We start from the raw sequence: 18,535 nt of genomic DNA on the forward strand, positions 1-18,535 counted from the left end.
TTATATTAAGAAAAAGAGGTGAAGTCATGATTCAGTTTGAGATGGAACGAGTATGGATGGATGAAACGGAGCTGTTTTATCAAGTTCAGCTTCAACTTCGGTCTTCTGCCTGCACCAGTAATCAGTTGATTTATTTAGATGATGCGAGTCTTGAGGATCTTCATCAAAAGATCGATCAATTCAATCAAGCGTGGGGCAAAGAACTAATCACATGGAGACTGCTCGATGAAGAAGAGGATTCGGATGATTTGCAAGTCAATCTAACCTTCACGTTGATTGACCGCATCGGGACCATCCAAGTCGATATTTTCATTCATGATGAATGGCAGTTTGACTCATTTGACCACATTCATATGAAATGTAGAATGAGAACGACAATGGACCAGCTCGACGACTTGAGCGCTCAACTCAAACGTTTCATTCGCCGTGAGACCGACCATGTCGCATCGCTTCGACCAGAATAAAAAAACAAGCCTAGACGCGCGTCTAGGCTTGTTTTAGTACCATTCTTTCGGTTCGTAATTCAATTCACGGAACAACTGCTCGCGCTCTTTTTTCGAAAGGTCGCGCCATTGTCCAGGTGGGAGTTTCCCGAGCGTGATGTTCATGACACGCACACGTTGAAGACGGAACACTTCGTAGCCGAGCGCCTCACACATCCGACGGATTTGGCGGTTGAGTCCTTGCGTGAGGGTGATGTTGAAGTCGAACTTCGAGAGCGGACGAACTTTACACGGAAGCGTCTTCTGCCCGAGGATTTTGACGCCGGCTTCCATCTGTTCGACGAACTCCGGTGTGATCGGCTTATCGACCGAGACGATGTATTCTTTCTCGTGCTCGCCTTCTGCGCGGAGGATTTCGTTGACGATATCGCCATCGTTCGTCATGAGGATGAGACCTTCTGAGTCCTTATCGAGACGACCAATGTTGAAGATGCGGAGCGGGTGGTTGACCATGTCGACCAAGTTTCCTTTTACTTTCTTCTCTGTCGTACTCGTGATCCCGACCGGTTTATGTACGGCGATATACACGTTGTTTCGTGCGACACGTGCGACCGAACCGTTGACGAGGACTTCATCCCCCGGTTTGACCTGGTCGCCGATTTTTGCTTTTTTCCCGTTGATGGTGACGCGTCCCTCTTCGACGAGACGATCGGCTTGGCGACGGGACGCCTTGCCTGATTCACTGATGAATTTATTGATGCGCATTTGTACACGTCCTTTATTTGGCTTCGTCCTATCACTATAACGCATTTTATGAACTCTCGAAAGCGGGAAACGAACGGGAGAGGAGGGATGACATGGAGGCAGTACAATTGTTACAAGATGCAATCCGATTTCAAGCAACGTTATGTGAGACATCGTTTGGTCAAGAACTGATTTCGGAGGCATCGCCTGTCCTTTGGTACGGTCGTCCTCGTGCGAATCAATGGCTGACTATTGGGACGAACCCGTCACGCGGCGAGTTTTTACATCGAGACGGGACACCGAGAATGGGGCAACACCAAAAGTTCTATTGGCGGAACGCGCTCTCGTTTGAAGATTACCTCGGAAATGAAGAGGCGCTGCAAGAAACGATTGAACGAGCATCGTCTTATTTCGAATCGGGTCGCGCGACAACGAGCTGGTTCGGGAAACCAGGTGGGGCCAAACTTGAGGCGATGTTGAATGGAATGGGGCGGTCGTTCTATGACGCTTCGCCCTCTGTCATCCACGTCGATTTTTTTAAACTTGCCACGTATGAACAAATGGGAAAGATGAAGGCCGGACGCGGTTGGATGGAGCACCCGACCTCAATCGAGTTATTAGAGCGCACAATTACAACCATCAACCCGACCCGATTGATAGTGCTCGGGCGAGAGAATTGTCGTGCCTTCACAGGTTTCTCGACGACGGGGAGACTGGTAGCTTATCCTGCCATCACCTATGAAATCGGACGCCATGAATCGGGCATCCCGATGATTGGACTTCATATGAAGCCGTCTGAAGTGTTCGTCGGGCTCGGGAATGGTCGGGATTCAAACGGGCTGCATTACGGGTCATATGCCAAGCGCGAGCATCTGTTACGAATCGGGCAAGCGCTTGAAGTGATTATGGACGAGTGGCTGGAGGGTGGACGCGCGTGATGCTTCCCCAGAAATTGAATTCGTTAAAGTCGATGTAGCGCACGTCTTTTGAACGGTTGTCGAGCACGGCTAACAAGATGACGTCTGGGAACCCTCGTTTTTCAAACTGTAAATAACCGATTCCCGTGACGGAATGGTTTTTATAAAAGCCGTTCGCCATATTCAATACAAATGGGCGACTCGCTTTCAGCTCACGCTCAAACGTCGACCATTTCCATAGATAGCGGGAACTCCCTCGACCTTCATACCCGTATCGCTTCCATAATTTCGTGATGATGGTGGCGATTTGAGTCGGGGGCGTCCCTTTCTCGTCTTTGAAATGATGTATGAAGGCGATCTCGCGTACATCCTCTTGAATCTGTGTCACATCATCTGGGATATTCGTATACCCATGGTCTCGGTAAAAGCGGAAAATGGCGGTAATGGACGTTAACGTACAGTTGTTCTTTCCGTTCTCGAACTGGCGTTGGAGCAAGACGGGCACGCCTTCAATCTGTACGGAGCGCTTTAATGTCCAGCGTCCGTGATACCGATCGTTCACGTAAAGCTCTGGATTGATGATTCCAGCATAGCCGTTGTTCGCGACCTCGAGTTGTCCTGCAAATGGGTGCTCCATCTTGATCTCCCTCCTTTTCTTTTAGTATACAAAGGACGCCCCGTCTCATAAAAGAGAAAGGGCGTCGTTTTCGCTAAAAGACAAGATGCGCGATTCCGACGATGATCGGCAGCGTGATGAAGGTGCGTAACAAGAAGATTAAGACGAGGTCGAGGAATGAGATCGGTAGTTTTGAACCGAGCAACAAGCCCCCGACTTCAGACATGTAGATAAGCTGAGTGACAGACAGTGTGGCGATGACGAAACGTGTCAATTCGCTCTCGATGCCGCTTCCGAGGACGGCCGGCAAGAACATATCAGCGAAGCCGACGACCATCGTCTGAGCGGCCTCCGATGCCTCAGGTACTTGCAAGAGCATCAGGATTGGTTCGAACGGCTTCCCGATAATGGTAAAGAACGGCGTATATTCTGCGATGACGACCGCGATCGTTCCGACCGCCATGACGACAGGGAGAACACCGATCCACATATCGAGGACGTTTTTGAAGCCGTCTTTGAGTGTCTCTAGGAAACTTTTACTCGAACGTGACTTTTGTAGCGCTTGTATCAACGCCCACTTCCCGAGTGAAACGTCTGACGGCACCTCTTCTTCCGGTTTAAGCTCGGTCTTCTCATAAGCCGTATCTGCTTTTTTAGATAGTGGATAAATCCGTGGCATGATGAGCGCTGCGACCAAGCCAGATAAGACAATCGCTCCGTAGTATGGCAAGAAATATTGGTCGAGTTCGACATATTGTAAGACGACGATGGTGAACGTGATCGAGACGACGGAGAAGGTCGTCGCAATGATCGATGCTTCCCGTTTCGTGTAATAGCCTTCCTCATACTGTTTTGTCGTCAGTAGAATCCCAATCGTTGCATCCCCGACCCATGAAGCGAGCGAGTCGAGTGAGGCGCGCCCTGGCAAGCGGAAGAGTGGGCGCATGATTTTCATCAAGAACGTCCCGACGAACTCGAGAAGTCCAAAGTTCAAGAGGAGCGGTAACAACATACCTGCAAAAAAGAATGTCGCAAACAAGATTGGAATCAAATCAAAGAGCAACAAGCCTCCAGTAAATTCTGACGTAATCATCTCTGGTCCGAGTGTGAGTAGCGTCATGACACCGGCGACAAAACCGATGATGCGCATGACGAACCAAAACGGTGTCACGCTAAAGAGTGCGTTGATGGACGGGCGTTCCACCATAAAAGCAGGACGTGCCGTAAATAACAATAAGGACCCGACAATTGAAACACCCATCATGATGACAGCGAGTGTCGGGACGAACTCGCCAATCCACTCAATCAATTGATTGGACAAGAAGGCAACCGGAATCGTAAAGCCTTCTTCTGATGAGATTGGTACGATGAAAAACATGATGCCGATGAGCGATGGAATCAAGAACTTAAAAAAGTCTCGACTCGAAAAAGAAGTTCTCTTTCCGTCTGGTGTTGATGAACCATTCATGATGCATTCCCCATTTCCCCGAAGTGTTTGTGCTGTCTATGTATCCCCATTACACATCCAGCCCTAATTAAAACGTATTTCTTTATTAGTATAAAAAATATGACCAGGTGCTATCAACCGAATGCGTAAATTTTCTGAAAAATATAAAGTGGACACTAGGCAAAACATTCGTATTCCATAGAGGCATTTAGTATGATGACGGCGAGTCCAACAAATTCAAGATATTTAGTAACTTCATTATAGAGATAGGAGAATGCATCATGAGATTGAGTGTGTTAGACCAGGCACCAGTCACGTCGGGTCATACAGGTGAGCATGCGCTGAAGAGTGCGGTCGAGCTCGCGCAAGTCGCAGAGGAGTTGGGATATTACCGGATGTGGATGGCTGAGCACCATGGCGGCATGTCATTCGCGAGTTCGGCTCCAGAGGTGATTGCGGCCTATCTGGCGGCGAAAACGAACAAGATTCGTCTCGGATCAGGCGGCATCATGATGATGCACTATTCGCCACTGAAGATGGCGGAAGTGTTCAAGACGCTCAGCGCCCTAGCACCAGGACGCATCGACTTTGGTGTTGGACGCGCACCAGGCGGGGACGCGAACGCCATCTATGCGATGTCACAAGGGCAGAAGCCAATGATGGACGGTCTTTACGAGAAGCTTGATACGACGCTTCAATTAATCAAAGATGAAGCACCGGAAGAGCGGTGGTATAAGAACACGCCGGCAGCCCCGACAGGCGTCACGCTACCAGAAGCGTGGTTACTCGGATCGAGCGGGAACAGTGCCGTGCAAGCCGGTCGAATGGGACTGGGTTATTCGTTTGCTCAATTTTTCAATGGCGAACTGAGTGCCGAAACACTCGATACGTATCGCCACCACTTCACTCCCTCTGATTTTATGGAGAAACCGGACATCAGCGTCACGTATTTGGTCACGACTGCAGAGACGGAAGAAGAGGCGGAATATTTGGCTCGGCCGTCTGATTTGTCGCGACTCTTCTTGATGCGCGGACAGTTGAGACAATTATTGAGTCCAGAAGCAGCCCACGACTATCCGCTTACAGAAGTCGATAAAATTCATATCGCCAACAACCGAGCGATCCACCTCGTGGGGACGCCAAAACAAATCGCGGAACAGTTGCGAGATGAATCGGAACGCTATGGTTTCGATGAAGCGATGATTTGTAGCATCCAGCATAAGCAAGAAGATCGCTTGAACGTCTATCGCCTACTCGCGAACGAGTTGCTTTGATTCGACGAACACCTTCTCAGATTGAGGAGGTGTTTTTGTATGAATGAAAAACGTTTTCCCATTTTTTCAAAGGTTTTCTCCCTAGTCGGAGCGAAACCAACTACACTATAAGAAAAAGGAACAGGTGGAGGTATACGATGCAACGGATGAAAGGCGACCCATATTATCTATTCGAGCTGTTCACACGCTTGTATCGAATGGTATTTCTAATGGAAGTGACGGATGAAGGCTATCGTTATGTTCATGTGAGCGATCAAGGGAAAGTCGCTTCCTCGCTTCCTGATGATGTGGAAGGTCAGTATTTACATGAGATGTATCGCTCAGAAGTGGCAGATGAATTGATTGGACATTATGATGCGGTCGTCGAGACGGGGGAACCGGTCTATTTTATGTCAAAAATGAATGTCGAATCCAATACGGCCCGATTCGCCTCCTCTATGCTTGTGCCGATCGAAGATGAATCGGGTGTCGTGCGCTATGTGCTCAGTTTGACGACGGATTTGTCAGAAGAAGCGGAAATCAAGTTGTTGCGTAGTATCGAACATATGGACTATTTGACGGGAATGCCGAATTTGATGAAAGTCAAATTGGATCTTGATCAACTGTTTGAGCGCCAGAGCACGGAAGAAACGAGTGTGATGCGCCTACATATCAATCGTTTCAAGATGATGATGTCGCTCCAAGGGGTGGAGCGCTCGAATGAATTGATTAAAGACATCACGCGTCAATTGGCGAATACACTCCCGCAAGGTTCCATTATCGGTCGGGTCGATGGGGAAGATTTTATCGCGGTCTTGCCCCACGTCCCGATGAAGACGGCCTATATGTATGCGGAACATTTACTTGATGTCATCGCGAGTCATTCTTACAAAGTGGCCGATGCAGAATTCCCATTATCAAGTTGTATCGGCATCGGTTCGGGAACTGCTGACGCCGATCGCGTCATCATGAACGCCTCAACGGCTTTACTCGAGGCACGTCAGAACGGTAACCAAACAATTCATCTATATGAACATGATGAGTATGTACAACGTTACATTGACGAGATTATGATTGAAACGGAATTAGTGAAAGCTCTCAAACAAGATGAACTATATATGGTGTATCAACCAAAAGTGTCGATGGACGGGTCGATTCATTTCGAGGCGCTCATTCGTTGGGATAGTCCGGTGCTGGGGTTCGTCTCTCCTGAAACGTTCATTCGTGTGGCGGAACAGTCACTGCTTATTGAAGACGTGACACAGTTCGTCATGAATCGAGTCTGTCAGGACGTATCTGCACATGCAGAGCAATTCGAAGGTCGTCGTGTCGCCGTGAATGTGTCACCGAATTTGTTTCATGAGCATCACATGAATGAATTGGTGACCATCATTTCGTCATATGACCTGAAGCCGGAGCAGTTTGAGTTCGAAGTGACGGAGCACACACTTATGCATGAACCGGTCGCAGCCATCAAAACGGTTGAATCGTTGAAGCAGCAAGGATTCCGATTGGTGATTGATGATTTTGGGGTGAGTTATTCTTCTTTAAATTACTTGAAGCTATTTGAAATCGATGGCATCAAGATTGACCGATCATTCGTTGCACAACTCGATCAAGAGAATGGGATGAAAGAATACGAAATCGTCAAACTGATTGTGTCACTCGCTAAAAAGTTAGAACTTGAAGTGACAGCTGAGGGCGTTGAAACGGAAGAACAGTATCGTATTTTACGTCAGCTCGGCTGTGATGAAATTCAAGGTTATTTCTTTAGCCGCCCGATGGCGCTCGAAAACCTAGATGAGGCACTCGAAATCTTGTATTCTCACCAGGCGGTCTTATCAAAAATTGAACAGCCGTCGCAGTTACTTCATCCTTCACTCGATGAACGCGAGATAAAGCGAATAAAGGCCATCTTACGATTGGAGATTTTAAACACGCCACACGAAGAACGGTTTGATCGGATTTCCCGTTTGGTCGCACAAACGTTTCAGATGCCGATTGCCTTCATCTCCATCATGACGACGGACCAGCAATGGTTCAAATCGTGTGTCGGGATCGAACTCGAATCTTCTCATCTTAAGCGGGAGTGGACGCTATGTACGCGAGTTGTCACGTCGGAACGTCCGATTGTGATTGAAGATGTGGCAGCTGAAGCATTTGAGAGTGACAGTCCGTGGCTCGAACAAGTCGGGTTCTATGCCGGGGTGCCGCTCCGGACGAAACAAGGTCACGTCATCGGTACGCTTTGTGTGGTAGATGCTCAGGCGAGAACATTCACTGAAGAGAATCTACATGCGCTCGAGTCGTTCACACACTGGGTCATGGCAGAGATTGAACATACAGAAATGTCACGGCGACAAATCAAACGCCAACAAGTCGTAGAGGCGTTGTATGAAGCGACGGCACTTCGTATGCCGTTTCAAGACCAGTTGGCACGAGTTCAAGAAATCTTATTGGAATGGGTCGGTTACTCGCATGCCGTGATCTTCTCAAGTGAATCCTCACATCGTCTCTTGGTCGAGAACGGGGTGTCTCGTCTGATGTGGGAGGAAGAAGAGCTACGCACCCTCCATCAACTGACGACGGTCGGTTCACAAACTCTTCAAGAAGGAGAACTGATTGTAGATGGAATTGAGTTCACAACGATTGTCAGCTTCCCTTTGACACATAAACACCAAGTGTTCGGGTGGATTGTCTTATTGGCGGAGCAAGGGAATTTAAATGATCAACTCGACGAAGAAACCCTGCAAGAGTTGGCAGACACGATTCGGTTGCTTGCAAGATGGTTAGAGAACGGCATTCGGAAAGAGCGGAAACAACGCGAAATGATTCGGATTGCGACACAAGATCAACTAACAAAACTCTGTAATCGATATACACTGATGACCGATTTATATAGACAGATTCAGCGTTCACAAACAGTCACATTGTTGTTGATCGATATAGACGACTTCAAACGGATTAATGATCAATATGGTTACCTGATCGGAGATGAGTTATTGATTGAAATCGCACAACGATTGAGCGGGTTCGTGGAAACGTTCGGAGGTCAGGTATATCGATTTTCAGCTGATGAATTCGTTGTCGTTCAAGAGGAAGGACCTGTTGGCTTAAAGGAGATGAACAACGTTATTTCCCAGGGAATAAGCGCGTCAAATGGTGAAACCATACGTCTTACAGTAAGTATCGGGGTCGCCACAATCCAATCTACCTCAACGATTGATTCGATTCTTCAGCAAGCGGATGCGGCTATGTATATTGCGAAGAATAATGGTGGCAACCAATGGTTTCAATACGATGGATATTCAAATGATGAGGAGTTTTAAGTATGGGGAAATTGTGGTTGATTGAGGGGTTGCCGGGAAGTGGAAAATCCACATTTGCTGAAAAGATATGTGCGTTGAAAGGAGGTGTCTTCTATTCGGAAGTGGACGCTGCTCACCCCGTCGATCTGCATGAAATCTACTGGGTAACGGAACCACCTTCACATGGTACGATTCTTGATAAAATTGAAGGCGGATGGCTCGTTCGTTACGATGAAGGGGAAGAGCGCGTAGGAACGGATGTCTATGAATTGCCCTTTGCACTCCACACACGAATCATGTGCGAACGATGGCGACGTTATGTAACGAAATTCGAGCAGGAAGAACGTGACGTCATCTTTGAATGTGCGTTGCTTCAAAATCCGTTCACGATTGGGATGGTCGCCCAAGACGTTTCGTTAGAGGCGATTGAAACATACGTTCAAGAGGTTTCATCGATTCTAAAACCAATCGAACCGACCATCGTTTATTTAGAGTTGAACGACGTCGCCCGTATATTTCCAGTCGTCTATAATGAACGGCCGATTGAATGGCAACAGGGGTTTGTCGAGTATTACACGACAGGGTCCTATGCATCGAAACGTAACCTTGTCGGTGTACCGGGACGATTGCGGTATTGGCAGACAGACAGCGACGTGAGCTTACATTGCTTGATCGGATCCCGTTTCGTCATGTCCGAATCCAAAATGATGAGCGTTCTTCATTTGAAGAACTAACCAAATTGATAGAAGAGGAGTCGAGTCGTTCATGCAAACCTTGATCAAACATTCGGAACGTTTTTGGTATATGACGCCGGTTGCGCATACGGACCGTCCGATTCTTGGTGCCGTTATTGGTGACACCCATACGTTACTCATTGACGCGGGCAACTCCGTGGCGCATGTCTTAACCTTTTTAGGACAGCTTCAAGAGCGTGGCCTCCGTACGCCTTCGATGGTCGCATTGACACATTGGCACTGGGATCACATCTTCGGTCTTCCTGCCTTAGAAGGAGTGGTCTCGATCGCAAGCGAGGCGACGAAACACGAGATGGAAAAACTCGTCCCTTACGCTTGGGATGATGCATCATTGAATCAACGAGTCGCTGAAGGGATTGAAATCGAATTTTGTGCCCAGGCAATCCGCGAAGAGTATGGTGATTCGCGAGACATTCAAATCGTTCTGCCAACATTGACGTTTCAGGAGTCGTTGACGCTCGATCTTGGTGGGATCCATGTCATATTGAGGCATGTCGGTGGCGACCATGCGAAAGATTCGGTCGTTATCTATCTCGTGGAAGAACGCATCTTATTTTTAGGAGACGCGCTGTATGCAAATTTGTATGCCCCGACATGGCGAATGACACCAGAAGAGACACTTCGGTTATTACATGTACTAGAGACATTTGATGCACAACAGATCGTCTGGTCACACGGTGAGATGGTAAGTCGTGAAGCGTTCGCAGAAGATTGCCTTGCATTGAGAAGAATCGCCACCATTTCACGTGATTTCCCGGGAAATGGTGATAATATCACTCAATTATACGCTTCACTCGTCAATCGTGAGATCAACGAGGAAGAGGAGGAATTGATTTCGTTTTTTGTGAATGGGACAAAGGAGACATGAAGCAACTCAATTTTAGCTATACACAAAGTCCCTCTTCTCAAATTGAAAAGAGGGACTTTGTGTTGACTCGTTTTTACTCATTTCATCCTGCATAATTGAACAATGGGCCACGTAACTTGAATTCATACGTCTCTCCATCGACGATGCCGACGATTTCGTCACTTTCAATCAACTGATGTAAGAAGCCTGCCATTTCAGCAGCCGTATGGTATTTCTTGACGTTTTTACTGTAGTCGAATCCAGATTCGCCACGGGAACGATCAGCGAATTCCGTCTCTGTCGCAGCCGGTGCGAGAACTTTTGCGCGTAGTTTCGCGCCACTGTTTTGCAGTTCCTGTGCAAGACCTTCCGTGTACGCACTGACATAAAACTTAGTTGCACAGTATGTGACGGCGGTTGGAACGATGCGGTATCCACCACCAGACGAGATATTGACGAGTGTCGTTCCTTCGACATCATGATAATCGCGGACAAATAAACTAGATAGGAGTGTCAACGCTTCGATGTTTAAGCGAAGCATCTTTTCAATTTTTCCGAGGTCGATGTCTTGGACAAGGTCAAAATCACCAAACCCTGCATTGTTAATCCACGTTTCGATTTCAAGATCCTTCAGGTCTGAGTATAAATCGTGGACATTTTGGTTGTCGGTGAGATCGACCGATTTGAGGATGACATCGCTCTCTGGAGAAAGATGTTTGACCTCATCTCGAAGTTTTTCAAGTTCTGATGTCCGGCGGGCGACAAGAACGAGTGATTTTCCTTTTTCTGCGAGTAATTTGGCAGTCTCATATCCAATTCCTGAACTAGCTCCTGTAATTACGGTGTATTTCATGTAGCATGCTCCTTTGCAATTTGGTATAGTGAAAGTCTAATTCTTAGAGTGAACTCTAAGTCAAGCAGAAAGGTGAGTTACATGTATACAATTTCTGAATTCAGTCGATTGACCGCGACGAGTGCCCATACCATTCGCTATTACGAAAAAGAAGGACTTCTGTTTCCGAAACGAAAAAATGGTCACCGGCGATACAATGACCAGGATGTGACATGGTTTCGGTTCGTACTTCGATTGCGTGAGACGCATATGCCGATTGATCAAATTCGATCGTACGTTTCATTGTTTCTTGCTCAGGAAGAACAAGATACGACACAGGAGCGCCTTGCCTTGCTTGAAGCGCATCATGCGAATGTGGTGGCGCAATTAGAGGCTCTCCAGGAAACAGAGCGGATGATTTCAGAAAAAATCGACACGTATCGCCGCCTTTATCCTACGATTCCCAATCAGGACAGTCTTGAAGCGTCTTCGATCCATGCAATAACCAACAGCACATCCAGTAGCGAAAAAAAACCTGAGTTTGGTTGAACACCAAACTCAGGTTTTACGATTGCCATTCTTAATATACTTTATCCCCATTGAAGATTGAGTTTTTCACCATGACATAGTCTACGGTGCGCAATGCCTCGAGACTGTCGCCACCCGCGTAAGAAATCGCCGACTGGAGGTCTTGCTCCATCTCGGTCAATGTATCTTGCAATGCCCCTTTGTGTTCGACAAACATCTTTTTCCCCTCGACGTTTTTCCGCTCACCCTTTTGGAACTCGGATGCTGAGCCGAAATACTCTTTCAGTTGCTTTCCGTCTTGCTCAAACGTTTCCCCTGGAGATTCGTCATGGCCAGCGAACAATGAACCGATCATGACCATCGAAGCGCCAAAACGAATCGATTTGGCGATGTCCCCATGTGTACGGATTCCCCCATCCGCAATGATTGGCTTCGTCGCCGCCTTGGCACACCAGCGTAGTGCTGCCAATTGCCAGCCGCCCGTGCCGAATCCCGTTTTGATTTTCGTGATACATACTTTTCCTGGTCCGATTCCGACTTTCGTTGCATCCGCACCGGCATGCTCCAATTCACGAACGGCCTCTGGTGTCCCGACGTTCCCCGCGATGACGAATGAACCAGGAAGGTGGTGCTTGATATGTTGAATCATTCGGATGACCGCGTTCGAGTGTCCATGTGCGATATCGATCGTAATGAATTCTGGTGTATGACCGGTCGACTGTAGCATCTCGATAAATGCATACTCCTCTTCTTTCACCCCGACGCTGATTGAGGCATAGAGACCTTTCTCATGCATGTCTTGAATAAACGCGAGACGCGTCTCAGGATTGAAGCGATGCATGATGTAAAAATAACCGTTCTCGGCCAACATGAGCGCCACTTTCTCATCAATAATCGTTTGCATATTCGCCGGGACGACCGGTAAACGGAACGTGAAGCCCCCGAGCTCGACGGTCGGGTCACATTCCGAACGACTGTCGACAATACATTTTGCAGGAATTAATTGAATATCTTCATAATCAAATACTTTATCCATAAGTTGCACCCCTATTCACGAACATTAACATCTTGAACCATAAAAAAACTTCGCCCATTCGGTAATATAACGTGAACAGCTCTCAAAGTCAAAGATAAACTTCATGAAAATGGTCTAAAAATGAATATATTTTAATTTTTAAGTATTTAATGTTCGGTTTTAAGGGATGATTAGATGTTTCACGTGAAAAAAGGACCACTATTCGTGGTCCTTTGCGAGTACGTATTGGTTTCGACCGTCTGCTTTCGCCTCATATAAAGCGAGGTCGGCGCGTTTCAGAAGCTGTTTAGTCGACAATCCTTTTGTATAACGAGCACCACCGACGCTCGAAGTCGTGATGAACGTATGATGATCGATTTCCCAAGGGCGTTGTAATGCTTGGATAATCTTTTCGGCGACACGATGAAGAGAAGAAGGATCGGTGAATCGGATGAGGACGGCGAATTCATCTCCACCCAGTCTTGCCACCATATCTTGTTTTCGGAGTACCGACGTCAATCGGCGTGCCAATTGACGCAAGAGCTCATCCCCGACATCATGGCCGAACGTGTCGTTGATTTGTTTGAAACGGTCGACATCGAGCGCGAGAACGCCTAATTGCTCTTTCTCATATCTCGTCTCTTCGATGGCTTCTTCAAGATAGGCGAGGAAGTAGCGTCGGTTCGGCAAATCAGTCAGCGTGTCGTGATATGCCAAGTGCTTTAAGCGTTTCTCAAGTGCTTTTCGCTGCATGATTTCTCGGCTGACCGTCAAGTAGTGCAGAAGATGTCCTGATTCGTCATAGATGGCTTGAATTTTTGTCTCGAGCCAGATCCAACGTTGGTCCGCGTGAAAATGTCGGAATTCAAGAGTCAGCGAGACGTCTTGCTCTTTCAAGTCCTTCAATTGTGAACGGACGATTTGAATGTCATCTGGATGGATATAGTCGAGCGTATTCTTCCCTTCATAGGATCCAGCCGCAAAGCCGAGAACCGTACGATGAGAAGGGGAGGCGTAACGAACCGTTCCGTCCCGTTCTAATATGCAAACGAGATCACTCATGTTTTCTGTGATCAGTCTGTATTGTAACTCGCTTTGTCTCAAGGCCTGTTCCATTTCACGCTTTTCCGTAACGTCACGTAAAATCGTCAATACGGCCGTCTGCCCTTCATAGTCGATGAGGAGACTGCTGATGTCCATATGGAGACGGTCTCCGTTCGACGTTAAAACCACCATCTCCGTATCTTGAACAGGTCCACCTAGTTCAAGGGAAGCGAGACGTGTTCGAGTGGATTGGTGATATTCTTCTGCAATAAAAGAGAAGATGGACTCACTTTCGAGATAAGTCTCGCCAATCGTTTCGAGCGCCATTGCGTTCGCATATAAAATCTTCCCCTCTTGGTGGACGATGATGCCTTCCGGAATCGTCTCGATCAGTTGGCGATAGCGACGCTCACTTTCGATTGTAGCCCGTTCAGCGTTCTTCTCAGGCGTCAAATCGATGATGATGGCAAACAATCCGGTGATGTTACCACCGACTTCAATCGGGATGTTCAATACGGACAAATCGAGCCGTTCACCAGACTCATGAGTGGCGTAAACTGAATATTTATGAGGAATACCGGACAGGGTGAACTGCAGTCCTTTCCGTACACGAGAGCGTTCGTCCTTGGGAAGCCAGTGAAGGAACGGTTGATGAAGCATCTCCTGCTCAGCATATCCGGTGATGCTTGTGACGGCCGGGTTGACCGATTTGATATTCAGATGATGATCAAGTACAAAAATGCCATGGGGCGAGTAACGTCTTAATGACTCATGATGATCTTTCAAAATGGATAATTCCAGTTCGCGACGCTTTCGTTCCGTCACTTCGCGGACGACCGAGACGATGTGTGTACATTGTCCCTCGTCATTAAAAATAGGAGTCACCTCTGACTCGAAGTAATGAAGGGGAAGCGTCAATACATCATTTGCTTCTACCGTATCGGTGTAGAACGAGTCAGCAAGACGATAGTCTTCATAGACGACACTTTTTTTCGTTCGAATCGCTTCATCGTAATATGTTGTGATGAGCGCGGCCGTTTCAGCGGGGACGAGTTCGTCAATCTGTTTTCCGACATCTGCGTCCGACCAGTTGATCGCGCGTTTTGCGGGTTCATTCACGAAGACGTATCGATAAGCTGAACCATCGACTTCCATAAAGAACACATAGTCTGAAATTTTATCGAACGTCCGTAATAAAATCGATGCGTTGTATTGAAGTGTTTGGTCAGCTTTCATCTCGTCTCCCTCATTTCGTACATTCTATTTTTTACACGTCATTTTTATCTTAACGTATCCTTCGATAAAATGTGTGAACTTTCAAAAAAAGACAGGATGTAAGAACATCCTGTCAGGCAGCTTCTTTTAGTTGTTTCTGTTCGCTTCGGCCGTTCATGAGGTAATACAAGAAAATGGTAAAGAGAACGACACCGGAAAGCATCAAGTACAACGTCGAAAATCCAGTCAACGGAATGAGTAGACCGATGAAATACGGACCAAACCCGAGACCTGCATCGAGTGCGATGAAGAACGTCGAAGTAGCCATACCCATCCGGTGGGGTGGGGATGCTTTGACGGCAATCGCTTGTGTACCCGACTGGATATTCCCAAACCCGAGTCCGATCAGAGCACCTGCGAGCAACAGCATCCAGCCGCTATTCGCTTGACTGAGCACGAGAAGACCGACGGCGAAGATTGCGATTGCTGGATACATGACGACATTCGCCCCACGCGCGTCCATCAACTTCCCTGTGATCGGACGAGACAACAGGACGGCGACGGAGTAGACGAGGAAGAAGATACTCGCCGCTTCAATCAAATCGAGTTCACTTGCGTAAAAGTTAATATAGGACAAGACGCTCGAGTAGCTGAGCGCGGCCGTCCCGATGATGAGTGCAATCGGTAACGCCTTCGGTTCAACGAATGATTTCAATGAGAAACCACGAACGACTTCAGGTGCGTCTACTTCTGGTACGTTCACGAAAAACGTACTCGCCAAACTGATCAGTCCGATCACGAAACAAAGTCCGAAAATGACGGTGAAGCTCGTATATTGGCTAAGGAGCAACCCAACGAATGGCCCGATGGCTGTCGCCAAGGTAGAGCTCATACTGTAGTAGCCAATCCCTTCGCCTTTTCGTGTCGCGGGAATGACCTGTGCCACGATTGTTCCGGTTGCGGTACTCGATAATCCCATCCCGAGACCGTGTACGAAACGAGTGAGCAATAAGAACCCGACGCCCCAATGGACGAAGTACAACAAGATGGTGGCGGTGAAAAAGACGAGCCCGATATAAAGCGTCTTTTTCCGGCCAATCGAATCGATGAGTCGACCGATGAACAATCGTCCGGTCAACGTCCCGATGATAAAGATGCCGGTGACGAGCCCTGCTTGACTCGTCGTCGCCCCGTACGACTCGACGGCATGTACCCCGATGGTGACCATCAATAAGAAAAAGATGAGCGTCAGGAAGAAGTTGATGAGCGAGATAATCAAAAAGTCTCTCGTCCACAGTTTTTGGATAGGTTGTTGCATCGAAAACGACGCCTCCTTTTCTTCAAATTCGAATAGTTAATAAACATAACTAAAAGAGTATACCAAATCAAAACAGGATTGTCTGAGATGATGCATTCCACGAGTTCATGGAGCAAATAAAAAAACTCGACTCGTGAATCGAGTCGAGTGGTATCGTTAAGCGCGGTCCCAGAAGCGGGCGGTTGCGATTCCGTCGATGAACGTATCGAACCCATCGAGGTTATGCGTATCAAACGTGAAGACCCCAGGCTGGTCTGTCTTCACGCGACATGTTGCGAGCGCTTCTTTATGATGCACGTGCAGGGCGAGCGGTTTATAGTGCTTATACGTGTTCTCGATGAACTCGAGGACGTCATCTTCGACCGAGGTTGCGGCACTCACCAAGAAGGCGGCGTCGAAGAGGCTCGAGTCGACCGTGTCATACGTCTCTTTTACTTTCAAATCACCGAGCATATAGGCTTTCTTACCGACGAGACTATAGTTGACGTTGTGGTCGGCGAGTTGCTTCACCCATTGCTTCACTTGATTCGCATCCACGTCACCGGCGAGGAGAAGGGCGACGCTCTTCGTATCTGGTTTTTTGATCGTGTTCGCCATCGAGAGGGCAGGGGACGTCTTGTCTGACTGGACTTCATTGTTTTCTTCAGGTACTTGCACACCTAAATTATCCGCGACGACCTCTGCGAGATGGCGGTCAATCCGGTTTAATAAATCGACGGCGTTCTCTTTCACCATATCCGACTCACATTTCCCGAGCTCGAAACTGCAGGCGTCTTGAATGTGCTGCTTTTCGACATCGGTCATGCTGTTATAGAAGAGTTTCGCCTGTGAATAGAAGTCTAGGAAGCTGTCGCTGCGTCCTCGAATCTTATGTCCATCGACTTTCTCTTGATAATGCTCAAATCCGCCTTGGTCAGCTGGTACGGGCTCGGGTTGGTTGTTATTGAGCGCATTTTTATGATAGCTCGTCTGTCCTTTGTGAACAGCCATTTGATGCATGCCGTCACGCTGATTGTTGTGGAACGGACAAACCGGCTTATTGATCGGAATTTGGTGGAAGTTTGGTCCACCGAGACGCGAGAGTTGTGTATCTGTATAAGAGAATAAGCGCCCTTGTAAGAGCGGGTCGTTCGAAAAATCGATTCCTGGAACGAGGTGTCCCGGATGGAAGGCGACTTGTTCGGTTTCGGCGAAGAAGTTATCGACGTTTCGGTTGAGTGTCATCTTCCCGACGAGTTTCACAGGGATTTCTTCCTCTGGCCACAGTTTAGTCGGATCCAAAATGTCGAAGTCATAGTTGAACTCATCTTCTTCAGGGATGAGCTGGAGTCCGAGCTCCCATTCCGGATAATCGCCTTTGTTGATGGCCTCATACAAATCGACACGGTGGAAGTCCGCATTTTTCCCGACTGCTTTTTGAGCTTCGTCCCATACTTGTGAATGGACGCCGAGCTTCGGTTTCCAATGGAACTTGACGAAATGTGCCTTTCCTTCCGCATTCACGAGACGGAACGTATGGACCCCGAAACCTTCCATCATGCGTAGACTACGTGGAATCCCCCGATCACTCATCGCCCACATGACCATATGAGCGGTCTCGTGGTTTTGTCCGACGAAGTCCCAGAATGTATCGTGCGCGCTTCCCCCTTGCGGCACTTCCGTATGCGGTTCAGGTTTTACGGCGTGAACAAGGTCTGGGAATTTGATGGCATCCTGAATAAAGAAGACAGGGATGTTGTTTCCGACTAGGTCGTAGTTCCCTTCGTCTGTATAAAACTTCGTTGCAAAACCGCGTACATCACGGACCGTATCCGCGGACCCACGTGAGCCTTGGACGGTCGAGAAACGGACGAATACCGGTGTCGTCTTTGAAGGGTCGTTCAAGAAATCAGCCTTTGTGATATCGGCGAGTGGTTCATATACGTGAAACTCTCCGTGTGCACCAACGCCGCGAGCGTGGACGATCCGTTCTGGAATCCGCTCGTGGTCAAAGTGGGTCATCTTCTCCCGAAAATGAAAGTCTTCAATCAAGGTCGGACCGCGACGCCCCGCCTTCAGTGAAAATTCATCTTCCGCCATCTTCAATCCTTGGTTCGTCGTCAAGCCTGCTTGTTGTTCGTTATCAATCGTATGTTGTTTTAACTGTTCTTCTTTCTTGTTCCCCATGTGATTGCCTCCCTTAAGTATGACTGACCGTTGTAAGTCACGTTTTGACCTACTGTATCGGTGTTCCCTAACCAAAATAAAAAAATC

Annotated in this window: 15 protein-coding genes; 7 read left to right on the forward strand and 8 right to left on the reverse strand. The window is 47.8% G+C overall.

What is annotated here, in order from left to right:
- Positions 1-26 precede the first annotated feature (26 nt).
- Complete coding sequence (locus tag KNP04_RS10995) at positions 27-464, forward strand: hypothetical protein (RefSeq protein WP_214876030.1); 438 nt, start codon at positions 27-29, stop codon at positions 462-464.
- A 33-nt stretch (positions 465-497) separates the two neighbouring features.
- On the opposite strand, the gene rluF is transcribed toward KNP04_RS10995, so the two are convergent.
- On the reverse strand, positions 498-1,208 hold the full coding sequence (gene rluF / locus KNP04_RS11000; protein ID WP_015880301.1) for a 23S rRNA pseudouridine(2604) synthase RluF: 711 nt from the start codon (positions 1,206-1,208) through the stop codon (positions 498-500).
- Positions 1,209-1,300: 92 nt separating this feature from the next.
- Between rluF and KNP04_RS11005 the strand changes: the two genes are divergently transcribed.
- Positions 1,301-2,125 (forward strand): hypothetical protein, encoded by an 825-nt coding sequence (locus KNP04_RS11005; protein ID WP_214876043.1) that lies wholly within the window; start codon positions 1,301-1,303, stop codon positions 2,123-2,125.
- On the opposite strand, the gene KNP04_RS11010 is transcribed toward KNP04_RS11005, so the two are convergent.
- Together KNP04_RS11010 and KNP04_RS11015 are read right to left on the reverse strand one after the other, a co-directional pair.
- Positions 2,091-2,741: a C39 family peptidase gene (locus KNP04_RS11010; RefSeq protein WP_214876046.1), complete on the reverse strand. Its 651-nt coding sequence runs from the start codon at positions 2,739-2,741 to the stop codon at positions 2,091-2,093. The two genes, KNP04_RS11005 and KNP04_RS11010, sit on opposite strands and share 35 nt — an antisense overlap.
- Positions 2,742-2,814: 73 nt before the next feature.
- Complete coding sequence (locus KNP04_RS11015; RefSeq protein WP_214876048.1) at positions 2,815-4,188, reverse strand: YjiH family protein; 1,374 nt, start codon at positions 4,186-4,188, stop codon at positions 2,815-2,817.
- Positions 4,189-4,448: 260 nt separating this feature from the next.
- On the opposite strand from KNP04_RS11015, the gene KNP04_RS11020 reads away from it, so the two are divergent.
- The 4 genes from KNP04_RS11020 to KNP04_RS11035 all read left to right on the forward strand — a co-directional run bounded on the left by KNP04_RS11020 (position 4,449) and on the right by KNP04_RS11035 (position 10,351).
- Positions 4,449-5,441, forward strand: a complete 993-nt coding sequence (locus tag KNP04_RS11020) for an LLM class flavin-dependent oxidoreductase (protein WP_214876050.1) — start codon at positions 4,449-4,451, stop codon at positions 5,439-5,441.
- A gap of 137 nt (positions 5,442-5,578) precedes the next feature.
- Positions 5,579-8,749: an EAL domain-containing protein gene (locus KNP04_RS11025; protein ID WP_214876053.1), complete on the forward strand. Its 3,171-nt coding sequence runs from the start codon at positions 5,579-5,581 to the stop codon at positions 8,747-8,749.
- A 2-nt stretch (positions 8,750-8,751) separates the two neighbouring features.
- Entirely contained in the window at positions 8,752-9,462 is a 711-nt protein-coding gene (locus KNP04_RS11030; RefSeq protein ID WP_214876055.1) for a P-loop NTPase family protein, read from the forward strand.
- A gap of 31 nt (positions 9,463-9,493) precedes the next feature.
- Positions 9,494-10,351: an MBL fold metallo-hydrolase gene (locus KNP04_RS11035; RefSeq protein ID WP_214876057.1), complete on the forward strand. Its 858-nt coding sequence runs from the start codon at positions 9,494-9,496 to the stop codon at positions 10,349-10,351.
- Positions 10,352-10,433: 82 nt separating this feature from the next.
- On the opposite strand, the gene KNP04_RS11040 is transcribed toward KNP04_RS11035, so the two are convergent.
- Positions 10,434-11,183, reverse strand: a complete 750-nt coding sequence (locus KNP04_RS11040; RefSeq protein WP_214876059.1) for an SDR family NAD(P)-dependent oxidoreductase — start codon at positions 11,181-11,183, stop codon at positions 10,434-10,436.
- Positions 11,184-11,264: 81 nt separating this feature from the next.
- Between KNP04_RS11040 and KNP04_RS11045 the strand changes: the two genes are divergently transcribed.
- Positions 11,265-11,711 carry a MerR family transcriptional regulator gene (locus KNP04_RS11045; RefSeq protein WP_214876060.1) on the forward strand — a complete coding sequence of 149 codons (447 nt, stop codon included), beginning with the start codon at positions 11,265-11,267 and terminating at the stop codon, positions 11,709-11,711.
- Between the two features lie 31 nt (positions 11,712-11,742).
- On the opposite strand, the gene guaC is transcribed toward KNP04_RS11045, so the two are convergent.
- The 4 genes from guaC to KNP04_RS11065 form a co-directional block, all read right to left on the reverse strand.
- Complete coding sequence (gene guaC, locus KNP04_RS11050) at positions 11,743-12,726, reverse strand: GMP reductase (RefSeq protein ID WP_074036799.1); 984 nt, start codon at positions 12,724-12,726, stop codon at positions 11,743-11,745.
- Between the two features lie 198 nt (positions 12,727-12,924).
- Positions 12,925-14,985 carry a PAS domain S-box protein gene (locus KNP04_RS11055; RefSeq protein ID WP_214876063.1) on the reverse strand — a complete coding sequence of 687 codons (2,061 nt, stop codon included), beginning with the start codon at positions 14,983-14,985 and terminating at the stop codon, positions 12,925-12,927.
- Between the two features lie 112 nt (positions 14,986-15,097).
- Positions 15,098-16,282 carry an MFS transporter gene (locus KNP04_RS11060; RefSeq protein WP_214876068.1) on the reverse strand — a complete coding sequence of 395 codons (1,185 nt, stop codon included), beginning with the start codon at positions 16,280-16,282 and terminating at the stop codon, positions 15,098-15,100.
- Positions 16,283-16,438: 156 nt separating this feature from the next.
- The gene (locus KNP04_RS11065; RefSeq protein WP_214876071.1) at positions 16,439-18,448 is read right to left on the reverse strand and encodes a catalase; all 2,010 of its coding nucleotides are present in this window, start codon (positions 18,446-18,448) and stop codon (positions 16,439-16,441) included.
- Positions 18,449-18,535 lie beyond the last annotated feature (87 nt).

Origin of the sequence: Exiguobacterium sp. CH10 (assembly GCF_018617635.1) — a bacterium.
GTDB lineage: Bacteria > Bacillota > Bacilli > Exiguobacteriales > Exiguobacteriaceae > Exiguobacterium > Exiguobacterium aestuarii_A.